This window comes from Sulfolobus sp. A20 (genome assembly GCF_001719125.1).
Lineage (GTDB): Archaea > Thermoproteota > Thermoprotei_A > Sulfolobales > Sulfolobaceae > Saccharolobus.
In genome coordinates this window covers 1,009,834-1,025,500 of record NZ_CP017006.1, presented here as the reverse complement: position 1 = coordinate 1,025,500, position 15,667 = coordinate 1,009,834, and the positions used below count along the sequence as shown (strand labels likewise).

General features: G+C 32.7%; 19 protein-coding genes. 11 read left to right on the top strand and 8 right to left on the bottom strand.

The annotated features are described in order from the left end of the window. Positions 1 to 1,194 carry a formate-dependent phosphoribosylglycinamide formyltransferase gene (gene purT / locus BFU36_RS05715; protein ID WP_069282650.1) on the top strand — a complete coding sequence of 398 codons (1,194 nt, stop codon included), beginning with the start codon at positions 1 to 3 and terminating at the stop codon, positions 1,192 to 1,194. Here purT and BFU36_RS05710 read toward each other — a convergent pair. After that, positions 1,183 to 2,238: an acetoin utilization protein AcuC gene (locus BFU36_RS05710; RefSeq protein ID WP_069282649.1), complete on the bottom strand. Its 1,056-nt coding sequence runs from the start codon at positions 2,236 to 2,238 to the stop codon at positions 1,183 to 1,185. The two genes, purT and BFU36_RS05710, sit on opposite strands and share 12 nt — an antisense overlap. A 47-nt stretch (positions 2,239 to 2,285) precedes the next feature. On the opposite strand from BFU36_RS05710, the gene BFU36_RS05705 reads away from it, so the two are divergent. Together BFU36_RS05705 and BFU36_RS05700 are read left to right on the top strand one after the other, a co-directional pair. After that, on the top strand, positions 2,286 to 3,422 hold the full coding sequence (locus BFU36_RS05705) for a CBS domain-containing protein (RefSeq protein WP_069282648.1): 1,137 nt from the start codon (positions 2,286 to 2,288) through the stop codon (positions 3,420 to 3,422). After that, the gene (locus BFU36_RS05700; RefSeq protein WP_069282647.1) at positions 3,419 to 4,138 is read left to right on the top strand and encodes a carbon-nitrogen hydrolase family protein; all 720 of its coding nucleotides are present in this window, start codon (positions 3,419 to 3,421) and stop codon (positions 4,136 to 4,138) included. Before BFU36_RS05705 ends, BFU36_RS05700 begins: the two co-directional genes overlap by 4 nt. On the opposite strand, the gene BFU36_RS05695 is transcribed toward BFU36_RS05700, so the two are convergent. After that, positions 4,139 to 4,939, bottom strand: coding sequence for a hypothetical protein (locus BFU36_RS05695; RefSeq protein WP_069282646.1), 801 nt, complete (start codon positions 4,937 to 4,939; stop codon positions 4,139 to 4,141). 119 nt (positions 4,940 to 5,058) lie between these two features. Next, a complete protein-coding gene (locus tag BFU36_RS05690) occupies positions 5,059 to 5,550 on the bottom strand; it encodes a hypothetical protein (protein ID WP_069282645.1) in 492 nt (163 codons plus the stop codon). 127 nt (positions 5,551 to 5,677) lie between these two features. Here BFU36_RS05690 and BFU36_RS05685 point away from each other — a divergent pair, with 127 nt between their 5' ends. From BFU36_RS05685 to BFU36_RS05665, 5 genes are all read left to right on the top strand, one after another. After that, a complete protein-coding gene (locus BFU36_RS05685; protein WP_069282644.1) occupies positions 5,678 to 6,340 on the top strand; it encodes a ParA family protein in 663 nt (220 codons plus the stop codon). Continuing rightward, entirely contained in the window at positions 6,337 to 6,672 is a 336-nt protein-coding gene (locus tag BFU36_RS05680; protein WP_069282643.1) for a hypothetical protein, read from the top strand. Before BFU36_RS05685 ends, BFU36_RS05680 begins: the two co-directional genes overlap by 4 nt. A gap of 236 nt (positions 6,673 to 6,908) precedes the next feature. Continuing rightward, positions 6,909 to 7,400, top strand: coding sequence for a hypothetical protein (locus BFU36_RS05675; protein ID WP_069282642.1), 492 nt, complete (start codon positions 6,909 to 6,911; stop codon positions 7,398 to 7,400). 67 nt (positions 7,401 to 7,467) lie between these two features. Further along, a complete protein-coding gene (locus BFU36_RS05670) occupies positions 7,468 to 9,153 on the top strand; it encodes a hypothetical protein (protein ID WP_069282641.1) in 1,686 nt (561 codons plus the stop codon). 66 nt (positions 9,154 to 9,219) lie between these two features. Continuing rightward, entirely contained in the window at positions 9,220 to 9,672 is a 453-nt protein-coding gene (locus BFU36_RS05665) for a PadR family transcriptional regulator (RefSeq protein ID WP_069282640.1), read from the top strand. 120 nt (positions 9,673 to 9,792) lie between these two features. On the opposite strand, the gene BFU36_RS05660 is transcribed toward BFU36_RS05665, so the two are convergent. Genes BFU36_RS05660 through BFU36_RS05645 form a run of 4 tightly spaced genes read right to left on the bottom strand, consistent with a single transcriptional unit; the run spans position 9,793 to position 12,535 of the window. Further along, on the bottom strand, positions 9,793 to 10,356 hold the full coding sequence (locus BFU36_RS05660) for a thiamine-phosphate synthase family protein (protein WP_069284623.1): 564 nt from the start codon (positions 10,354 to 10,356) through the stop codon (positions 9,793 to 9,795). Between the two features lie 34 nt (positions 10,357 to 10,390). Next, positions 10,391 to 11,119 (bottom strand): DUF1614 domain-containing protein, encoded by a 729-nt coding sequence (locus BFU36_RS05655; RefSeq protein WP_069282639.1) that lies wholly within the window; start codon positions 11,117 to 11,119, stop codon positions 10,391 to 10,393. After that, on the bottom strand, positions 11,116 to 11,613 hold the full coding sequence (locus tag BFU36_RS05650; protein WP_069282638.1) for an NTP transferase domain-containing protein: 498 nt from the start codon (positions 11,611 to 11,613) through the stop codon (positions 11,116 to 11,118). The genes BFU36_RS05655 and BFU36_RS05650 overlap by 4 nt, the downstream gene beginning before the upstream one ends. Continuing rightward, entirely contained in the window at positions 11,579 to 12,535 is a 957-nt protein-coding gene (locus tag BFU36_RS05645; protein WP_069282637.1) for an AIR synthase family protein, read from the bottom strand. Before BFU36_RS05645 ends, BFU36_RS05650 begins: the two co-directional genes overlap by 35 nt. Positions 12,536 to 12,564: 29 nt before the next feature. On the opposite strand from BFU36_RS05645, the gene BFU36_RS05640 reads away from it, so the two are divergent. Together BFU36_RS05640 and BFU36_RS05635 are read left to right on the top strand one after the other, a co-directional pair. Further along, a complete protein-coding gene (locus tag BFU36_RS05640) occupies positions 12,565 to 13,305 on the top strand; it encodes an ABC transporter ATP-binding protein (protein ID WP_069282636.1) in 741 nt (246 codons plus the stop codon). Beyond that, positions 13,295 to 14,305, top strand: a complete 1,011-nt coding sequence (locus tag BFU36_RS05635; protein ID WP_069282635.1) for an ABC transporter permease — start codon at positions 13,295 to 13,297, stop codon at positions 14,303 to 14,305. Before BFU36_RS05640 ends, BFU36_RS05635 begins: the two co-directional genes overlap by 11 nt. Here the strand turns inward: BFU36_RS05635 and BFU36_RS05630 are convergent. Next, the gene (locus BFU36_RS05630; RefSeq protein ID WP_069282634.1) at positions 14,282 to 15,046 is read right to left on the bottom strand and encodes an enoyl-CoA hydratase/isomerase family protein; all 765 of its coding nucleotides are present in this window, start codon (positions 15,044 to 15,046) and stop codon (positions 14,282 to 14,284) included. The genes BFU36_RS05635 and BFU36_RS05630 overlap by 24 nt on opposite strands. A 214-nt stretch (positions 15,047 to 15,260) precedes the next feature. On the opposite strand from BFU36_RS05630, the gene BFU36_RS05625 reads away from it, so the two are divergent. Beyond that, entirely contained in the window at positions 15,261 to 15,653 is a 393-nt protein-coding gene (locus BFU36_RS05625) for a PadR family transcriptional regulator (RefSeq protein WP_069282633.1), read from the top strand. Positions 15,654 to 15,667 lie beyond the last annotated feature (14 nt).

Genomic DNA, 15,667 nt, shown 5'->3' with positions numbered 1-15,667 from the left:
ATGGAAATAGGGACTCCATTATTTGAAGGGGCTAAGAAGGTTCTACTTTTAGGAAGCGGAGAGTTAGGAAAGGAAATGGTAATAGAGGCGCAAAGAATGGGAATAGAGACTATTGCAGTCGATAGATATGGTTTAGCTCCAGCAATGCATGTAGCACATAGAAAATACGTCATCGACATGTTGAATCCTAATGCAATAAAAGCAATAGTCAAGAGAGAAGAGCCTGATGCGATAATAGCTGAAATAGAGGCAATTAACACTGATGCTCTAATTGAACTAGAGAACTCTGGTTATAAAGTGGCTCCTAACGCAAATGCAGTTAAAGTATGTATGAATAGAATAGAACTTAGAAGGTTAGCTTCAGAAAAACTAAAATTACCTACCACTAAGTATGCTTTCGCAGAGAATGAAGAAGAGGTTAAAAAGGCGTGTAAGGATATTGGATTTCCTTGTCTTATTAAACCTGAAATGAGCTCCAGTGGTCACGGTCATGTTTTAGTAGAGCGAGAAGAAGATGTAGAAAAAGCTTACAAGGAATCCATTTCACATGCAAGAGGTAAAAGTAGAAAAGTAATAGTAGAGGAATACGTTAAGATAAACACAGAGCTTACTGTATTAACGTATAGATATTATTCCTCATCTGGTAATATAGTAACTAAAACCATAGAACCAATAGAGCATAAGAGACCTAGTTATTATTACGTCGAATCATGGCATCCTTCTACCGTTCCTCAGAATGTTAAGGAAAAATCGAGAGAAATTGCGTATAAAATAGTTGAAGAATTAGGAGGTTTCGGAATATACGGGGTAGAAATAATCGTGACAGAGGATAGAGTACTATTCAGTGAAGTAGCTCCTAGACCTCATGATACTGGTTTAGTCACGCTTGCCAGTAGCGATATTAATGAATTTCAGATACATATTAGAAGTGCTCTTGGATTACCTACACCAGATGTAAAATTAGTATCTCCAGCTGCAGCCCATGTCATCTTAGCTCCACGTGACGATATATGGGGTCCAAAATACATAAATGTAGAGAAAGCGTTAGAGATTTCTGGTGTTCAAATAAGACTATTTGGAAAACCTGTGACTTATGATAAGAGAAGAATGGGTCTGGTTTTAGCTACTGGGAATAGTGTAGAAGACGCATTAGAGAAAGTTAGAAAAGCCTCTTCAATAATATTAATCAAGTGAATGGATTTTCTTTAATTGGCTTATTATATCTTTGATTCTATCCATTACAAAAGATGATGATTTAGTATGGTATTGATCATGCAAAAGTTCATACTCAGCGTCATAAATATCAGCTATTTGAGCTATAGATAAAACCCAGGTTCTGGCAGTTGCGTCATAGTTATAGCCACCTCCTCCTAACATTAATAATTTTCCTCCAGCATATCTATGAGCTATATTGTGAACCTTAGTAACCACATCGAGATATCCGTATGTAGATAATTTTAACTCTACTAGGGGATCATCAAAATGTGAATCCCCCCCTTCCATGAGAATTATCACTTCTGGCTTATATCTTTCTAATATAGGCACGACTACCTCATTAAAAGCTAGAAGATATCCGTCATCACCAGTACCTGGAGGTAAAGGGACATTTACAGTATATCCACTAGCCTTTCCCGTCCCTATCTCATTGACACTTCCGCTTCCAGGGAAAAAATTAGGATGATACATATGTAAAGAAATTTTTAATACCTTATCGTCATCATAAAGTAGCTCTTGAGTGCCATCGCCATGATGTCCATCAATATCTACTATAGCTATCTTAGAGAGTTTGTTCTCCGCTAATTTAGCTACTAACGCAACATCGTTAAATACACAAAACCCTCCTGCTTTATTTCTCTTTGCATGATGAAATCCCCCTCCAATATTTATAGTGTGCTCATATTCTCCATTAAGCAAGAGATTAAGTGCTGTAACGCTTCCACTTATCCTAACTAATGATGCTTCATATATACCTTTAAACGCGGGAGTATCTCCCTCGTCTAAATACCCTATTCCCTCTAGACTCTTCTTTCTAACGAATTCTATATATTCTCTAGAGTGTACTATCTGTAATATATCATCTGAGACCAATTGCGGACTCACTATGTCTATATAATGAAATGCTCCTCTGTCCTCTAAATACCTTTTAGCCATACTTTCCCTCAGCGATTTAAACGGATGATCGTCCGGAAATGAATATTTATAATAATCATCACTCCAAACAAAGGCTGTCCTATGCAATCGCTATCAATACTTTTTTATTTTTCAATTTAAAATACTTATCTAGTATGATAGAAGATTCTTTGATTATAAGACCTGAATATATTGCTCATGCTATGGATAAATTAAACGATATCATCTCTAAAATGAAGGAAACTAAGATGTGGACTATCCCGGTGGTAAAGGATAAGAAATTGTTAGGATTAATTTCTTATAAAGATCTTCTGTCTAGAAGAGTGAGTCTAGAGACTAAAGTAATAAACATAATGAACCCGATTATTTCAGTAAATATAAATGATAGTATAGATAAAATAATTACAAAATTTTACACAAGCAAGGCTAGGGTAATACCAGTGGTAAATGATAAAAGGGAATTTCTTGGGTTAATTACGAGAGAGTCCCTTTTATCTTACTTAATGAAGTCAAATCAAATACCTAATAAAAAAGCTAGAGAGTATATGTCGTCTCCTCCTACTGTGATTAATGAAGACGATTCTGTAGCTAGAGCTAGATGGATTATGATAAGGGACAATATTAGTAGGTTGCCAGTAATGAAGGAGAAAAAATTGACTGGAATAGTTACTGCCAGAGATATTGTTGACGCTCTTTACAGTTTTAGTGGAAGAAAAAGAGAATCTATCATGAAAGATGAGGAAAGAGTTATGGCAATGCCCATTAAAGAAATTATGAAGTATCCGGTAATTACGATAAACGGTAATGATAGTTTACAAGATGTAGTAACAAAAATACTGAAATTTAATATATCAGGTTTACCAGTGATGGAAGGGGAAATGGTAAGCGGAGTTATAAGTGGTTTAGATGTAATCAAAGCTGTTACTGAAAAGATGCAATTGAGTATACCAATAGAGGCAAAAATTCCACAAACCTTAAAATCTAACCTTGATTTTAAGGCAAACATAGATGGTATTCTAGAGAGGTATTTAAGTAAGATAGAAAGACTTACGGATGTAATAGGATTTAAAGTCTCTTTCAAGGAAGAAATGAGCAGTAGCAAAAGCGATAAAAAATTGTATACAGCAACCGTTAAGGTAACGACGAAAATTGGAGATTATATAGCTAAAGATACTGATTGGGAACCAACAGTTGCAATTAAGAACGCTGTAGAAAAGATAGAGAAAAGAATATTAAGAAAATTGAGGAAGATAGAAGAGAGTAAAAAGGGAGTAAAGGCAGAAGAGGCTTGAAAATTGGAGTAATCCAACCTTCTAATGCGAGATCAGCGTTAAATCTAACGGAAAAAGCATTAGAAGAAGGAGCAGAATTAGTTCTTTTGCCAGAGAAATGGACTAAAAGTCTGGATGAAGTACCACTTTCAGAATTTCAAAATTTAGCTAGAAAATATACGGCATACATTATACCTGGAGCATTTGAGGATGGTGTCTCAGTAGTTTCACCTATAATAGATGATACAGGTAATTTGAAAGGAATTTCTAAGAAAGTTCACCTATTTGAAGAAGAGAAGACTAGATTATTCCCGGGAAATGAAGGAGTAATGTTTACATATAGGGGAATTAAGTTTGGAATTTCTATATGTTATGACGTAGATTTTCCAGAATTTATAAGGGAGATGTTCCTTAATGGAGTAGAAATAGTATTAGTCCCATCAAAGGTTAGGAGCACGGGAATTCAAATTTGGAAAGATTATCTTAGGATAAGGGTACTTGAAAATAGAATAGGAATAGTAAACGCTAATGCATATAACCCACCTGAGTTCACAGGAAATAGTATAGTAATAGTACCAGAAAAGGATAATAACACTGGCATCGTATTACCAAAAATACTTGGTGAACTTGGAAATGAGGAAAATTATTTAGTTGTGAACGTTGACCCACTTAGATTCATTCAACTTAGGAAAAATAGGTTAAATGAGGTTGTAAAATTCACCATAAAACAGCTATAGTCATATTATTTTAGATATTAAACCCTTTATTATATCTTCCTTACTCAACAATCTTTTTGATTTATAATCATAATATATCTCCAATTTAAACTTGGGATTAAGAGTTTCTCCGCTCATGACTTTTTCACCAGACACTTTACCATCAACTATCTCAAAATTTAAGTCCTCATTTTTTCTTCTTATTATTACCTTGTTACCATGAGGGATAACATTCATCGCAAGTAAGGAAGGTACTAGGTAATATTTTTTTGGTAACGTTAAATTCACAGCTACTTGGCTCTTAGAGTACACGATCTTATTTACAACATTAGCATCAGTAAAAATGTTCCTCCTTCTATCATATTTTATCACTTTACCATCTTCAAACTTAACTATTATGTCTTCATCTTGCCTGTTTCTTACATGTTCTTCGAGCTCTGAAAATGAACTATATAACATGAATGTAAATCTTACTTCGCCTTGTATAATTATGGCCTTAGGTGGTATACTTGAGTTATCAATAAATTTTACTATTGTTTCCTCACTTATAGGTATGGTGTAGTATGGATAAAATGGCAAGTTCTCATCAGGGAAGTTTAACGACTTAAGTGCATTCTTAATAAACGTAGTTCTTTCAAATTTATACTGCTCATATAAATTTCTTACCACAGTTTCTAGACTCTTTACTACATTTGATATTATTTTATCCTCCAAGTAAGCATGAATTACGGGTACTAGATTCATTTCGGTAGAATACTTTTTTGCTATATCGACTAGAGTATCTAGCTGGTTATAGGCGGACAATATGTTAAGAGAACTCATTTTAGCATAATATTTTAGTTAAGTTTAAAATAGTTAACGAGAGTGAAGAATCAGAGCCGGCTAAGTTTTCACATCATCTTTCAGACTGGGGCTTAGTCATCATGATGAGCGCGCTCTTTTCAGAGGTGATGAAGAGTACCACCGGCGCTGATCATTAAGGTTAGTATTTCCTTTTTAGCTTTATTCCTAATAGACTCAATATCTAGTCTCTCCTTTATATTCTCCATACTCTTCAGCTTAAATCCTCTCTTAATGAATACTCTAGAGTAAAGGGACATAGACTCTAGAAGATCATCGGGTTCGTATCCTTCTTCAGATACCTTAATTACTATACGTGAGTTATTACATCCTACACAAATACCATCTCCCCGAGGTATCTTGAATAGTTTATACTTAGGAAATATAACCTCACCATTATTAGTCACATTGAAAATAGCATTTAGACCTGCTCTAACGAAACCAGCACATAAATTCTTACCTATTATCGGAATATTAGGATAAAGATACGCAATATAACCCGCAGCCGTTTCCAGATCATCTAAATCTTGATTTAGTAACAATTTTTTGAATTCCTCCGCATAAATTATGGCATTAAAGAGTTCAATGTACATGCTTATACTTTTTAAAAAACATACCTATAAATATTATCATTATAGTTTTAGAGGAGGCTAAGCTAAGATATGATGTCGTATTACATCTACTTTCATTTTTAAATCATACTAACTGAATAGTCTAGACATGATTATCACGATAATAAACCAAAAAGGAGGAGTAGGAAAAACCACTACTTCCGTCAATTTAGCTTATTATCTTAGTAAAGTTAAAAAAACCGCATTACTGGATCTAGATCCTGAGGGAGGAGCTACAGTCTCTTATGGCATGAAAAGGGAAATGAAGGAACTAGATTTAGGATCTAAAAGCGTAAACATATTTAACGTTGAAGTATTCCCGGCAAACATTGGATTATTAAAGATGGAATTAAGTGGAGATGTAGACGAGATAAGTAACAAAATAAAGAAAATAGGAGATCAGTTCGATTATCTAGTAATAGATACACCTCCTAATTTAGGAACTCTAGCCATATCTGCAATGATCACTGCTAATAAGATAGTATCACCAGTCACACCGCAACCCTTATCTTTAGAGGCGATGAAAAATTTAGACTCTAGACTGAAAAATCTAGAAAAAACTGCTTACTCAATTACTAATTTCTCTAAGAAACCTATAAAGGTAGATAATTTAATTTCAATTAAATGTACTGATATAGCCGTCCCTCCGTCCAGATTATTCATAGAAGCCTCTAGACTCGGAGTTCCAGCCTTGAGATATGAAGAGGTTAGAGTGAAGAGACCAAAATTAGTAACGTATTTTCAACAACTATCTAAGGTGTTAGAGGAATGAGCGAGTTAGACTTTATTCTGAAAAAGAGAAAGAGCAATAACGTTGAGACTCAACCTATCTTAGGTGAGAACAAAGAATCTACAGAAAATAAAGTTGAAAACTTTAATGAAAAAGATAAGATTAAAGTAGAAATGATGAAATACATTAACAAAGATCCAAAAATAGGAGTGTGGAGTTATCCCGCGTTTCTCGTGCTACAATATCTTTACCATACGGTTCCAGGTTTTAAAATGAGTAGAGTAGCTAAAGAGGCTTTAGAAAAGGGGTTAAAAGAAATGTATCCAGATTTATTTGAAGTTGCGGAAAAATTATCATCGGAAAATAAACAGTAAAACCTAGTAATAATACTAGGATGTATTACAAATAAATTTTAAAAATAAGATGTAACTCCTTATCACATAAACATTTATTGAAAATAGAGAGAATCTATTTTGTTGATTTCTGTATAAAAATTGGACGGATTAATAATTGAAGGTAAAAATTTTTATTATAACTAGATTTACAAGTAACTTAATAAGAACATTTGGAGGGATAAACTTTTTATTGTAATGGAATTGAAATTAGAAAAATGAAATTATGTGGGAATTGTGAGATCGTCAGTCTAGATGGTTTAACTCTAAACTGGAAGCTTAAGACTATAGAGACTGGAAATCAAGTCCTAGACAATTGTTTTGAATTAAATTTCAAAGTATTAAAAAATACTATTTTATATAAAAGCATTATTATCCCTTATAATGGTGATTATAGAATATCCTCTATTTTAGTCTCCCTAGGGAGAATAAAAGAATCTAGACTTTTTTTCAAGAATCAGAAAACATCCATATACATAGAAGATATCCTAATTAAAGATATAAGTATAAAAGACATTAAGGAACATTACTCAAAAATATGCGGGAATTACCTCTCTACTCAACTCATGTATTGTTTAGGAAATAAACATTTTATGATAATCGGAAAAGATAAGAGAAATGTGGTTAAGGCTTACTTTCAACTTAAAGATTTATTAGATTATATAACATCAATAAGAAACGCTCTTTGCACGGACAATCCCTTATATTGATCTTACATAAGTTAGAGACACAATTTTCGGAGTAGTCTGTCCCAATATTTTTACCAACTATACTAGCATGAATAGGAAAAAAGGCATTTCGTCAATTTTAGGAGCTATAGTTGTTATTCAGATAGTTGCGTTATCATTAGCTCTAATTCTTTATTTTACTTCATTGAATACTAAAATATATGACGCAGAATATACACAAATGATGAGTGAACTACAAAATGCTCCAATTACTGTATTACCTACAATCAATGGTCCTAAAATACTCTCTTCTACCGCATATCCCATTTCGATTAAATATATCATTTATCCAAACGGTGCTATCACGAGTACTAACCTTCCTATCCCGTCTGATGGAACTTATATTAACTTTAATGGATATCCTTGGGTGATTATTGTATTAAACAATGGACAATGGTATAATATTTCCGATCAAAGAATAGTTATCCCTAATATCGCAGACTATAGAGTATTCAATGTATATTCTTCAATTGTGAATCAAGATGGTAAACTTAGCCCTGGAGTGAAACCTGCAATTTATGGTAATGATATCAATCCTTCCCAATGGACATTGATATCAAATAGTTTATCATCATATACTCCTTATGGTATAACGAATGCCATAGTGGAGACTAGCGAAAATCAAGGAGTAGTGCGTGTTCCATTGAAAATAAACCAGACGACAACCTTTAACTATTTTGACATCGCGATACCTTATAATGGAGAAGTTTATGCAGGAACCTCAGTGCCATATTCATATTATTTACCATTAGAATTTAATATTAATGAGAAAAATTACTACACAGTGCCGTTATATAACGTTACTTTGAAAGTAGGAATATATTCCTCAGGTTATAAAGTGTATGAAACTTATTGTATTGAATTAAGTTATGTAACATATAATATGATATACTTCTTAACAAGACATAATGGAGTGTTATATTACGGAAACCAAGGCGATTTTATACAGCTTATAAATTATACCTACTTAGGAAATATAGTAGCTACAAATATGGAATATGGCTCAGCTGAATTAGGAGAATTAGGAACTGGTGTAGGACCAAATCTGATTAATATTGCTTTGCCCGGGTATAATAATTATTCTTTGGCTAATGGTGAATTATTTTCGACCTATAAGGCTAGTATAATTTCCTCTGGCTATCCATATTTTGCTCCATATCTACAAGTTACGGAAATAAATTCTACAGAATATATAAATATTACAAGTATAAGCGAAACACGATCAACTGAGCTAGTTATGATGATAAGTGGAGGAAATTTAGACTATAACACTAGTGGAAATATTGTATCAAATCTGCTTAATTATTCATATGTATGGTATTTTAACGTTAGCTTAAACGTAGTAAGTTCTATAATCGTATACATTAGTCCTAATTCTCAAATAAGCTTGTCATTAGACTTAATTAATTCAACCATAATTAATCCTAGTGACTCGTATATATACTATACTTTATCCCGATTTGCTATGAGAGTAGGTAACAACTATACTAATCCGCAAATTGTAACTGGATTTTTGCCTTCTAGTAGTGGTTATTTACAATTAGAATATCCACTTGTAGACTATTTTACTACAAACCCTATATGGGATCTCTATTACAATACATGGGTTGTGTACTACTATGTAAACTTTATAGGCTTCAGGCCAATAACGTTAAACATAAATTACAACGCACCTTTCCTCATTATGATTAATAGTAATTTATACTATCCGTTTAATACGACAATCACAGCATAAGCAAGAATAGTTCACTCGTCTAATTCCTAGATAATTATTAATTTTTTGATACGTTATATTTATATCGTGATATCAAAGTTAAACTTTCAGAGGTTAAGAAAAGGAGCTCTAAAGTACTTAGTTTTGGAGTGTTTAAATGAAAAACCTATGCATGCGTACGAAATAATAAAGGTTATAGAAAATAAGTTCCAAGGCTATTATAGACCTAGCACTGGATCAATTTATCCAATATTAAAAAATTTATTAGACTCAGGTTACATACAAGTAGAAATTAGAGATGGAAAAAAAATGTACAAAATTACAGACAGTGGCAAGAAACATTTTGAAGAGTTGGTTAAGAATAAATCAGAGCTACTATTTGGCGGTAAGCCTAATTTAATTAGACCAATATTAGAGGAGTTACTAAAAACAGCGTTCTTCTTGTATGAAAATAAAACTAAAATAAATGAATCAAATTCGCAAAAAATTCTAGATAAACTTAGTGAATGCAGGGAGGAACTTAAGAAAATACTTACTTAACATGTTATACTTTGAGGCTTGGGAAGTAGACAATAACTATTCGACAAGCATAATATTCGTTGCATAATGAACAAGAAAATATTGGAATTGTTGAAAATTAAATATTTTACGCCATCAAATTTATGCATTAATATAATCTAGCAATTTCAGCGATTTATCAACAACCTCTATAGGATCTTTATCTATTACAAAAACTGAGGGTTCTTTACCATAATCCCCTAAATCTATTATATAATTTGGAACTTTACCTAGTGCCTCAAAAGCTTTACTAATCATAAATTGCATACTTCCTCCTTCCTTATTCTTAACCTCATGTGGCTCAGTTGACCTATCAAAAATAAATAAATTAGATTTATCGAGATTATTTCTTATAGTATCATAATATTTCAAATTTATAGCACTTCTCATATTTTTATCATATTTCATAGTCGACAAGATAACTCTTGCAATGTGATCTGATGCCCCGAATGCGGGAAGCATGCAATAGATAACTCTATTAAAAGCTACGGTTAACCTACCAGGTATAGCGGCAACATCATTAATTGTCTTAGCGTTAGATAAGGCATAGCCTATATTGGTTCTAACTTCTGGGATTAGCAGATATGTTTTTTCATTAAACACAAATTTATCTACAGCTTCTTTTAATCTCTTCAAGATAAATTCCCTCTCAGAAATCTCGCTCATATCAAATTTCAAATAAAACATTAAGTAAAAAGTCTTACAATAATAACAGCTCGCTTATGAATATGGCTATAATCCCAGACACAAAAATTCCATCAAAAGTTCCCATGCCTCCTATACTAATTATCTGGGGTCTAGCATCATCAATTATCCTTTTAAGGTTCAATAGATCAGCCCCTATAAGTGTCCCTAAAACACTTCCCACGTAGGCGGAAAGCGGAATAAGTATGTGTAACTTATAAAATAGAATATAACTAAATATGACAGAAAATAAGCTAGGAATTAGCGGATGCATTACTACACCTACTCCTCTTATTACTCTTGAAAATAACTTTGATAAAAGAGCGACTAGAATCACATTTATTAATAAAAGATATAAATAAGCCCTCAGTTCATAGACTAAAAAAATAGAAACTGTAGCGGGAATTAATGCACCACCAAAATTTACCGCTATTAACGTATTAGCACTTATCTTAGTTATCCTAGGTATAAATATAGGATAACCAAAGAAGAATATAACATCTTGTTCTATAACTTCAGCTTCTCTCTTCACCTCCTTCAATATTAAGTTTAAGGGGCTCGTGAATAAACTAACAAAGGATATTAGTAATGCAACTAGTATTGCAACGTCTCTATTTATACCTATAGTACTTAGCAATTGAGAAAAATATCCTGCTGAGACTAACGCCATAATTAAACCTAGTAAGAAGTATACTATAGTTCTAAAAAAACCCCTAAATGGAGAAAGAACTATTATCCTCTTCACTGCTTATTACACTCATGATTAGCCTTAATATACTTATCCCATGTATTGACATTATATATCTTTTTTCCTTTAAAGTGAACATTCATATAGTTGTTGAAATCGTTTCCCCTCCAATAAGATATGCCTAAAAAATCGTCCTCATATATCAGCGAGCATATATCAGCGTGGCAAGAGTTTATTAAGTAACGCAAAACATCAGTAGTGAGGAATGCCACATCAATAGGTAATACTAAAAGTGGAAATCCTAACTTGTTGATAATTAACATCAAATCCTCAACGTAATCATTATCATAGGTATTTAATATTTTAAAGACAGAATGCTCAAAAATAGGAAACAGCGGATGGCGATTACTAATTGCTAAATAAACTTCACTGGTAATACTACTTGCTGCATCATAAACCCACGATACTAAAGGCTTGCCACAAACATTAAGAAAAGGCTTATAGATAGAAATCCTCTTACCCTTTCCTCCAGCCATTATAACGGCTTTCAAATTTAACTAACTCCTCTTCAAAATCTTCATTAAATTCTCCTACTCCTTTTACATGAAGTATCGGATCACCATTTAACACTTCACCAATTATATAAGCATCGCTCACCGAATTTATGATCAGATCAGGCTTATCAGAAATAGCTATAAATGCGCCAGAAGATATTAACTTTAATGGATCAATATTTAAAGCTGAAGAGATTACTCTCGTCTCCTCTCTTAGCTTAATTTTTCCTAAATCGACTACTACTTTATGGTTTGAAGCTTTAGCTATTTCCAATAAGGCTTGCAAGATTCCACCTTCGGTAGCATCGTGCATCACAGCTACATAATCCTTTACTTTCAAGGCTTTATCTTGTATAATGATATCATTTCTAAACTTTTTAGCATTCTCAATAATTTTCTTATCAACTCCTTTTAAGATTAATAAATCCTCGTAGTCTTTAGCTAAAATCCACGTACCTTCTATTCCCGGATTACCAACTAATATCACTTTCATTCCCTCCTTTACACTGTTGTAGCTTAGAAAACTGTTACTAGTTGACAATGCTGTAGTTACTACAATATCTTTGCTTATCCCATCAGTAACTTCAGTATGCCCACCTAATATCTTACAACCAATAATATTACACGCTTCTGAAATACCAGTTATTATTTTCTCCAGATGAGTAACATGAGAGAGAAGTATAGTGTTAATAACCCATTTACACTTAACTCCTTTCATATTTATATCATTGCAGGCAACAGCTACTGACAGAAATCCAGCGTCTTCTCTAGTTTCTGTTATAGGGTCTGAGTGAATAATCAGATACTTCTCATTTAGCTCTATAACTCCAGCATCTTCGCCTATCGAAGGGCATATTTCACAATCTCCTATGGGTAATTTATTAATAAACTTGTTTACTGGAATTTTACCGAAACTCACATTAACTATTATTAATTATTTTAGGATATATGAATAATGGTATAGTTATTCAAGTTAGAGACTTACATAAGAGCTTTAAGGGTAAGGAAGTACTGAAGGGAATTACGTTTAACGTTTACAAGGGGGAGATATTCTCTTTACTAGGTCCAAACGGAGCTGGAAAAACTACTACTGTAAAAGTATTATCTTGCGTCTTAAAACCTTCTGAGGGCTATATATCGGTCTTTGATTATAAAGTTCCTGAGGACTGCAAGAAAGTAAGGGAAAATATAGGAGTTATGCCGCAAGATTATCAAGGCTTTATGGATCTGACTGTAAGGGAAAATATAGAATATTTTGTGAAACTCTATAACGGCAAAGAGAATAAGGTAAATGAACTAATATCCATGTTCAAACTAGATGAGGTGAGCAACGAAAAAATGCGAAACTTATCCGGAGGTTATAGAAGAAGGGTTGGATTAGCTTCTGCATTTGCCGGTAATCAAGGAATTTTATTTTTAGATGAGCCAACTGTAGGACTAGATCCTAAGGCAAGAAGAGAATTCTGGGAATTACTTAAGAGAATAAAGAGTTCAGGAGTAACAATACTATTAACTACACATTATTTAGATGAGGCACAAAAATTAGCTGATAGAGTAGGTATATTATATAAGGGTAATTTAGTGAAAATTTCTACTCCAGAACAATTATTGGAAGAATTCAAGACTCAAAACTTGGAGGATGCTTATTTGGAATTAATAAATTCACTGGAGGAAGAAAATGGCAAATAGAATATTGTTAACGGTATCCGCGTTAATTAAAGACAACCTAAGAAATAGGTTTGTAATATTTTGGATCATTATATTCCCATTATTACTTACACTACTATTTTCCTTAGTATTTGGAGGGTTTAGTAGTTATTTCCATGTTGTAGTAGTTGTTAATGGTAATGATGAATTAGCAAAATTTCTAAACACTACCAGAATATTCGAAGGTGTCACAAGTATACCTTTTGAATATGCATTACAACATAACTATATATATGTTAATGTTAACAATAATAATTTCACTTTATATACTAGCCAACAGAATGAAATATTCATACCATCTCTTGAGGCAATAATTAATGAGTATCTACATCAAAGCCTATCAAGTAATGTAGAATTTAATGTAGTGAAAGTATCAAATTTCACATACTATGACTACTTAATATCTGGAATGCTCGGAATTATTACACTGTCTAATGGAATATTGGGTGTTATAGGTGTTTCAGCTGGTTATTATAGGGACAGATTAATAGAGAGATTGGCTACATCTCCTCTTAAAAGTTATGAGTGGGTATTATCTTTAGTAATTTACGTCATTATAATAACTATAATTTCCATGCTAGTTATAATAATTCTCGGTATAATCTATGGATTTATTCCATTAATAAGCCTAACGTTTATCCTAGTTCTAGTAATATCTACATTATTCTTTAGTAGCCTTGGTACCGTCATATACGGTCTAACTCCCAAAGATAAAATTTTCCTATCAGAAGTTGTAGCGAACGTTCTAGTGTTCCCACTAATGTTCTTAAGTAACGCCTTCTTTCCATCGTACGTATATCCGCCTATAGCTAGAGTTTTTATTGAATATCAACCATTATCGATAATAATAACAGATATTAGAGATCTGACCATATACAATACTTTACCAAACCTATTAGAAATTATCGTTATATTAATTCTGGCTCTCGTTCTACTATACATTAGTTCATATAAATTATTAAGACTTAGAGAAATCGATTAGCCAAGGAGGATCTGTCTTATTTATATAACTCAAGATTCCTTCCCTAGCTTCGTCAGTTGCTACTTGGAGTATAAGGTCCTCGAAGGCCTTGTCAATATACTGCCTAAACGGTCTTATCATATTTCTCTTAGCTAATAGGATAGCTGAGATAGACATTTTACTATATTCTTTTAATATTTCCTCCGTTTCTTTTTCTATATCATTAGTGACAACGTTAACTAGTCCTATAGATTTTGCCTCTTCGGCATCTAGAATATCTCCCCTGTAAACTAATCTTTTTACATTATTATATCCTATAATAAATGAACCAATTGAAGAGAGTACGGGCGGGAAAAGTCCTAATCTCACTGCAGGAGCTGCAAACCTAGTATTAGTCTCTGCTATTACGTAATCCGAGAGAAGTAAGATCTCTAATGATGCTCCATATGCAATCTTTTTGACTTGAGAAATAACAATCTTATTTATATCCATTAGAAGATGATAGATCTCCCTCATGTAATTGAAGAAGGTTGAAGCGAACTCATTATTAGTTGTAGCCCTTAATAATTCCTTTAAATCGGCTCCTGCACCAAAATTATCCTCTCCTCTTAAAATTAGAAACTTTCTTGTTTTATCATAACTCAAATTATGAAGAACGTCAATAAACTGAGTCATAAAATTAATATTGAATAGATTGTATTTTTGATCTTTAGAGTAAAACTTAAGTAAATAGTAACTATTATATTCCTCAACTTCAATCATAGAGAATATTTATAACTAAGACAATATAAAGCTTAATAGCGAGTATAAAAGGGGAAGGACGTAAAATCACTTTTACAAATATTTTGTTTATGCACGGAGCTTTAAGACAAAAAATATGTATTAGGACAAAATTCTTATTAACTTACTTAAATAGTAGCAGAATATATAAGACATGCTAAGAATTGATTATTCATAAACAGTTAGGGTGAAATTTGTGTATTGGCATCATAAAAGGGGACTTAGATGGTTGATTCTATACATTTTGTCAAAGGGACCAATGACCGGAGCACAGATAATGGATGAGATAGAAAAGATGAGTTACGGAATGTGGAGACCATCTCCCGGCTCAGTATATCCAGCATTAGATGCGTTAGAGTCGGAAGGTTTAATAAGAATTAGTAAAGTTGAAAAATGGAAAAAATATTATGAGCTAACACCAGAGGGTAGGAAAGTTATTGGGGTAGTGGAAGAAGAGGATAAGGTAAAGGAAGCTATTTCTCAATTAGAGTTCTCAGCAAGATATCTAATAGAAAATTACGAGAAGCTTTCTATGGATGATAAAAATAAGTTAAAGAGAGTTATAGAAGAATTGTCAAAAATACTATAGTCCTTCAGACTTTA

Excerpts from the sequence above, each read along its gene's own strand:
- purT (WP_069282650.1), top strand. The coding sequence starts at position 1 with ATGGAAATAGGGACTCCATTATTTGAAGGGGCTAAGAAGGTTCTACTT.
- BFU36_RS05705 (WP_069282648.1), top strand. The coding sequence starts at position 2,286 with ATGATAGAAGATTCTTTGATTATAAGACCTGAATATATTGCTCATGCT.
- BFU36_RS05695 (WP_069282646.1), bottom strand. The coding sequence starts at position 4,939 with ATGAGTTCTCTTAACATATTGTCCGCCTATAACCAGCTAGATACTCTA.
- BFU36_RS05690 (WP_069282645.1), bottom strand. The coding sequence starts at position 5,550 with ATGTACATTGAACTCTTTAATGCCATAATTTATGCGGAGGAATTCAAA.
- BFU36_RS05685 (WP_069282644.1), top strand. The coding sequence starts at position 5,678 with ATGATTATCACGATAATAAACCAAAAAGGAGGAGTAGGAAAAACCACT.
- BFU36_RS05680 (WP_069282643.1), top strand. The coding sequence starts at position 6,337 with ATGAGCGAGTTAGACTTTATTCTGAAAAAGAGAAAGAGCAATAACGTT.
- BFU36_RS05675 (WP_069282642.1), top strand. The coding sequence starts at position 6,909 with ATGAAATTATGTGGGAATTGTGAGATCGTCAGTCTAGATGGTTTAACT.
- BFU36_RS05670 (WP_069282641.1), top strand. The coding sequence starts at position 7,468 with ATGAATAGGAAAAAAGGCATTTCGTCAATTTTAGGAGCTATAGTTGTT.
- BFU36_RS05660 (WP_069284623.1), bottom strand. The coding sequence starts at position 10,356 with ATGAGCGAGATTTCTGAGAGGGAATTTATCTTGAAGAGATTAAAAGAA.
- BFU36_RS05640 (WP_069282636.1), top strand. The coding sequence starts at position 12,565 with ATGAATAATGGTATAGTTATTCAAGTTAGAGACTTACATAAGAGCTTT.
- BFU36_RS05635 (WP_069282635.1), top strand. The coding sequence starts at position 13,295 with ATGGCAAATAGAATATTGTTAACGGTATCCGCGTTAATTAAAGACAAC.
- BFU36_RS05630 (WP_069282634.1), bottom strand. The coding sequence starts at position 15,046 with ATGATTGAAGTTGAGGAATATAATAGTTACTATTTACTTAAGTTTTAC.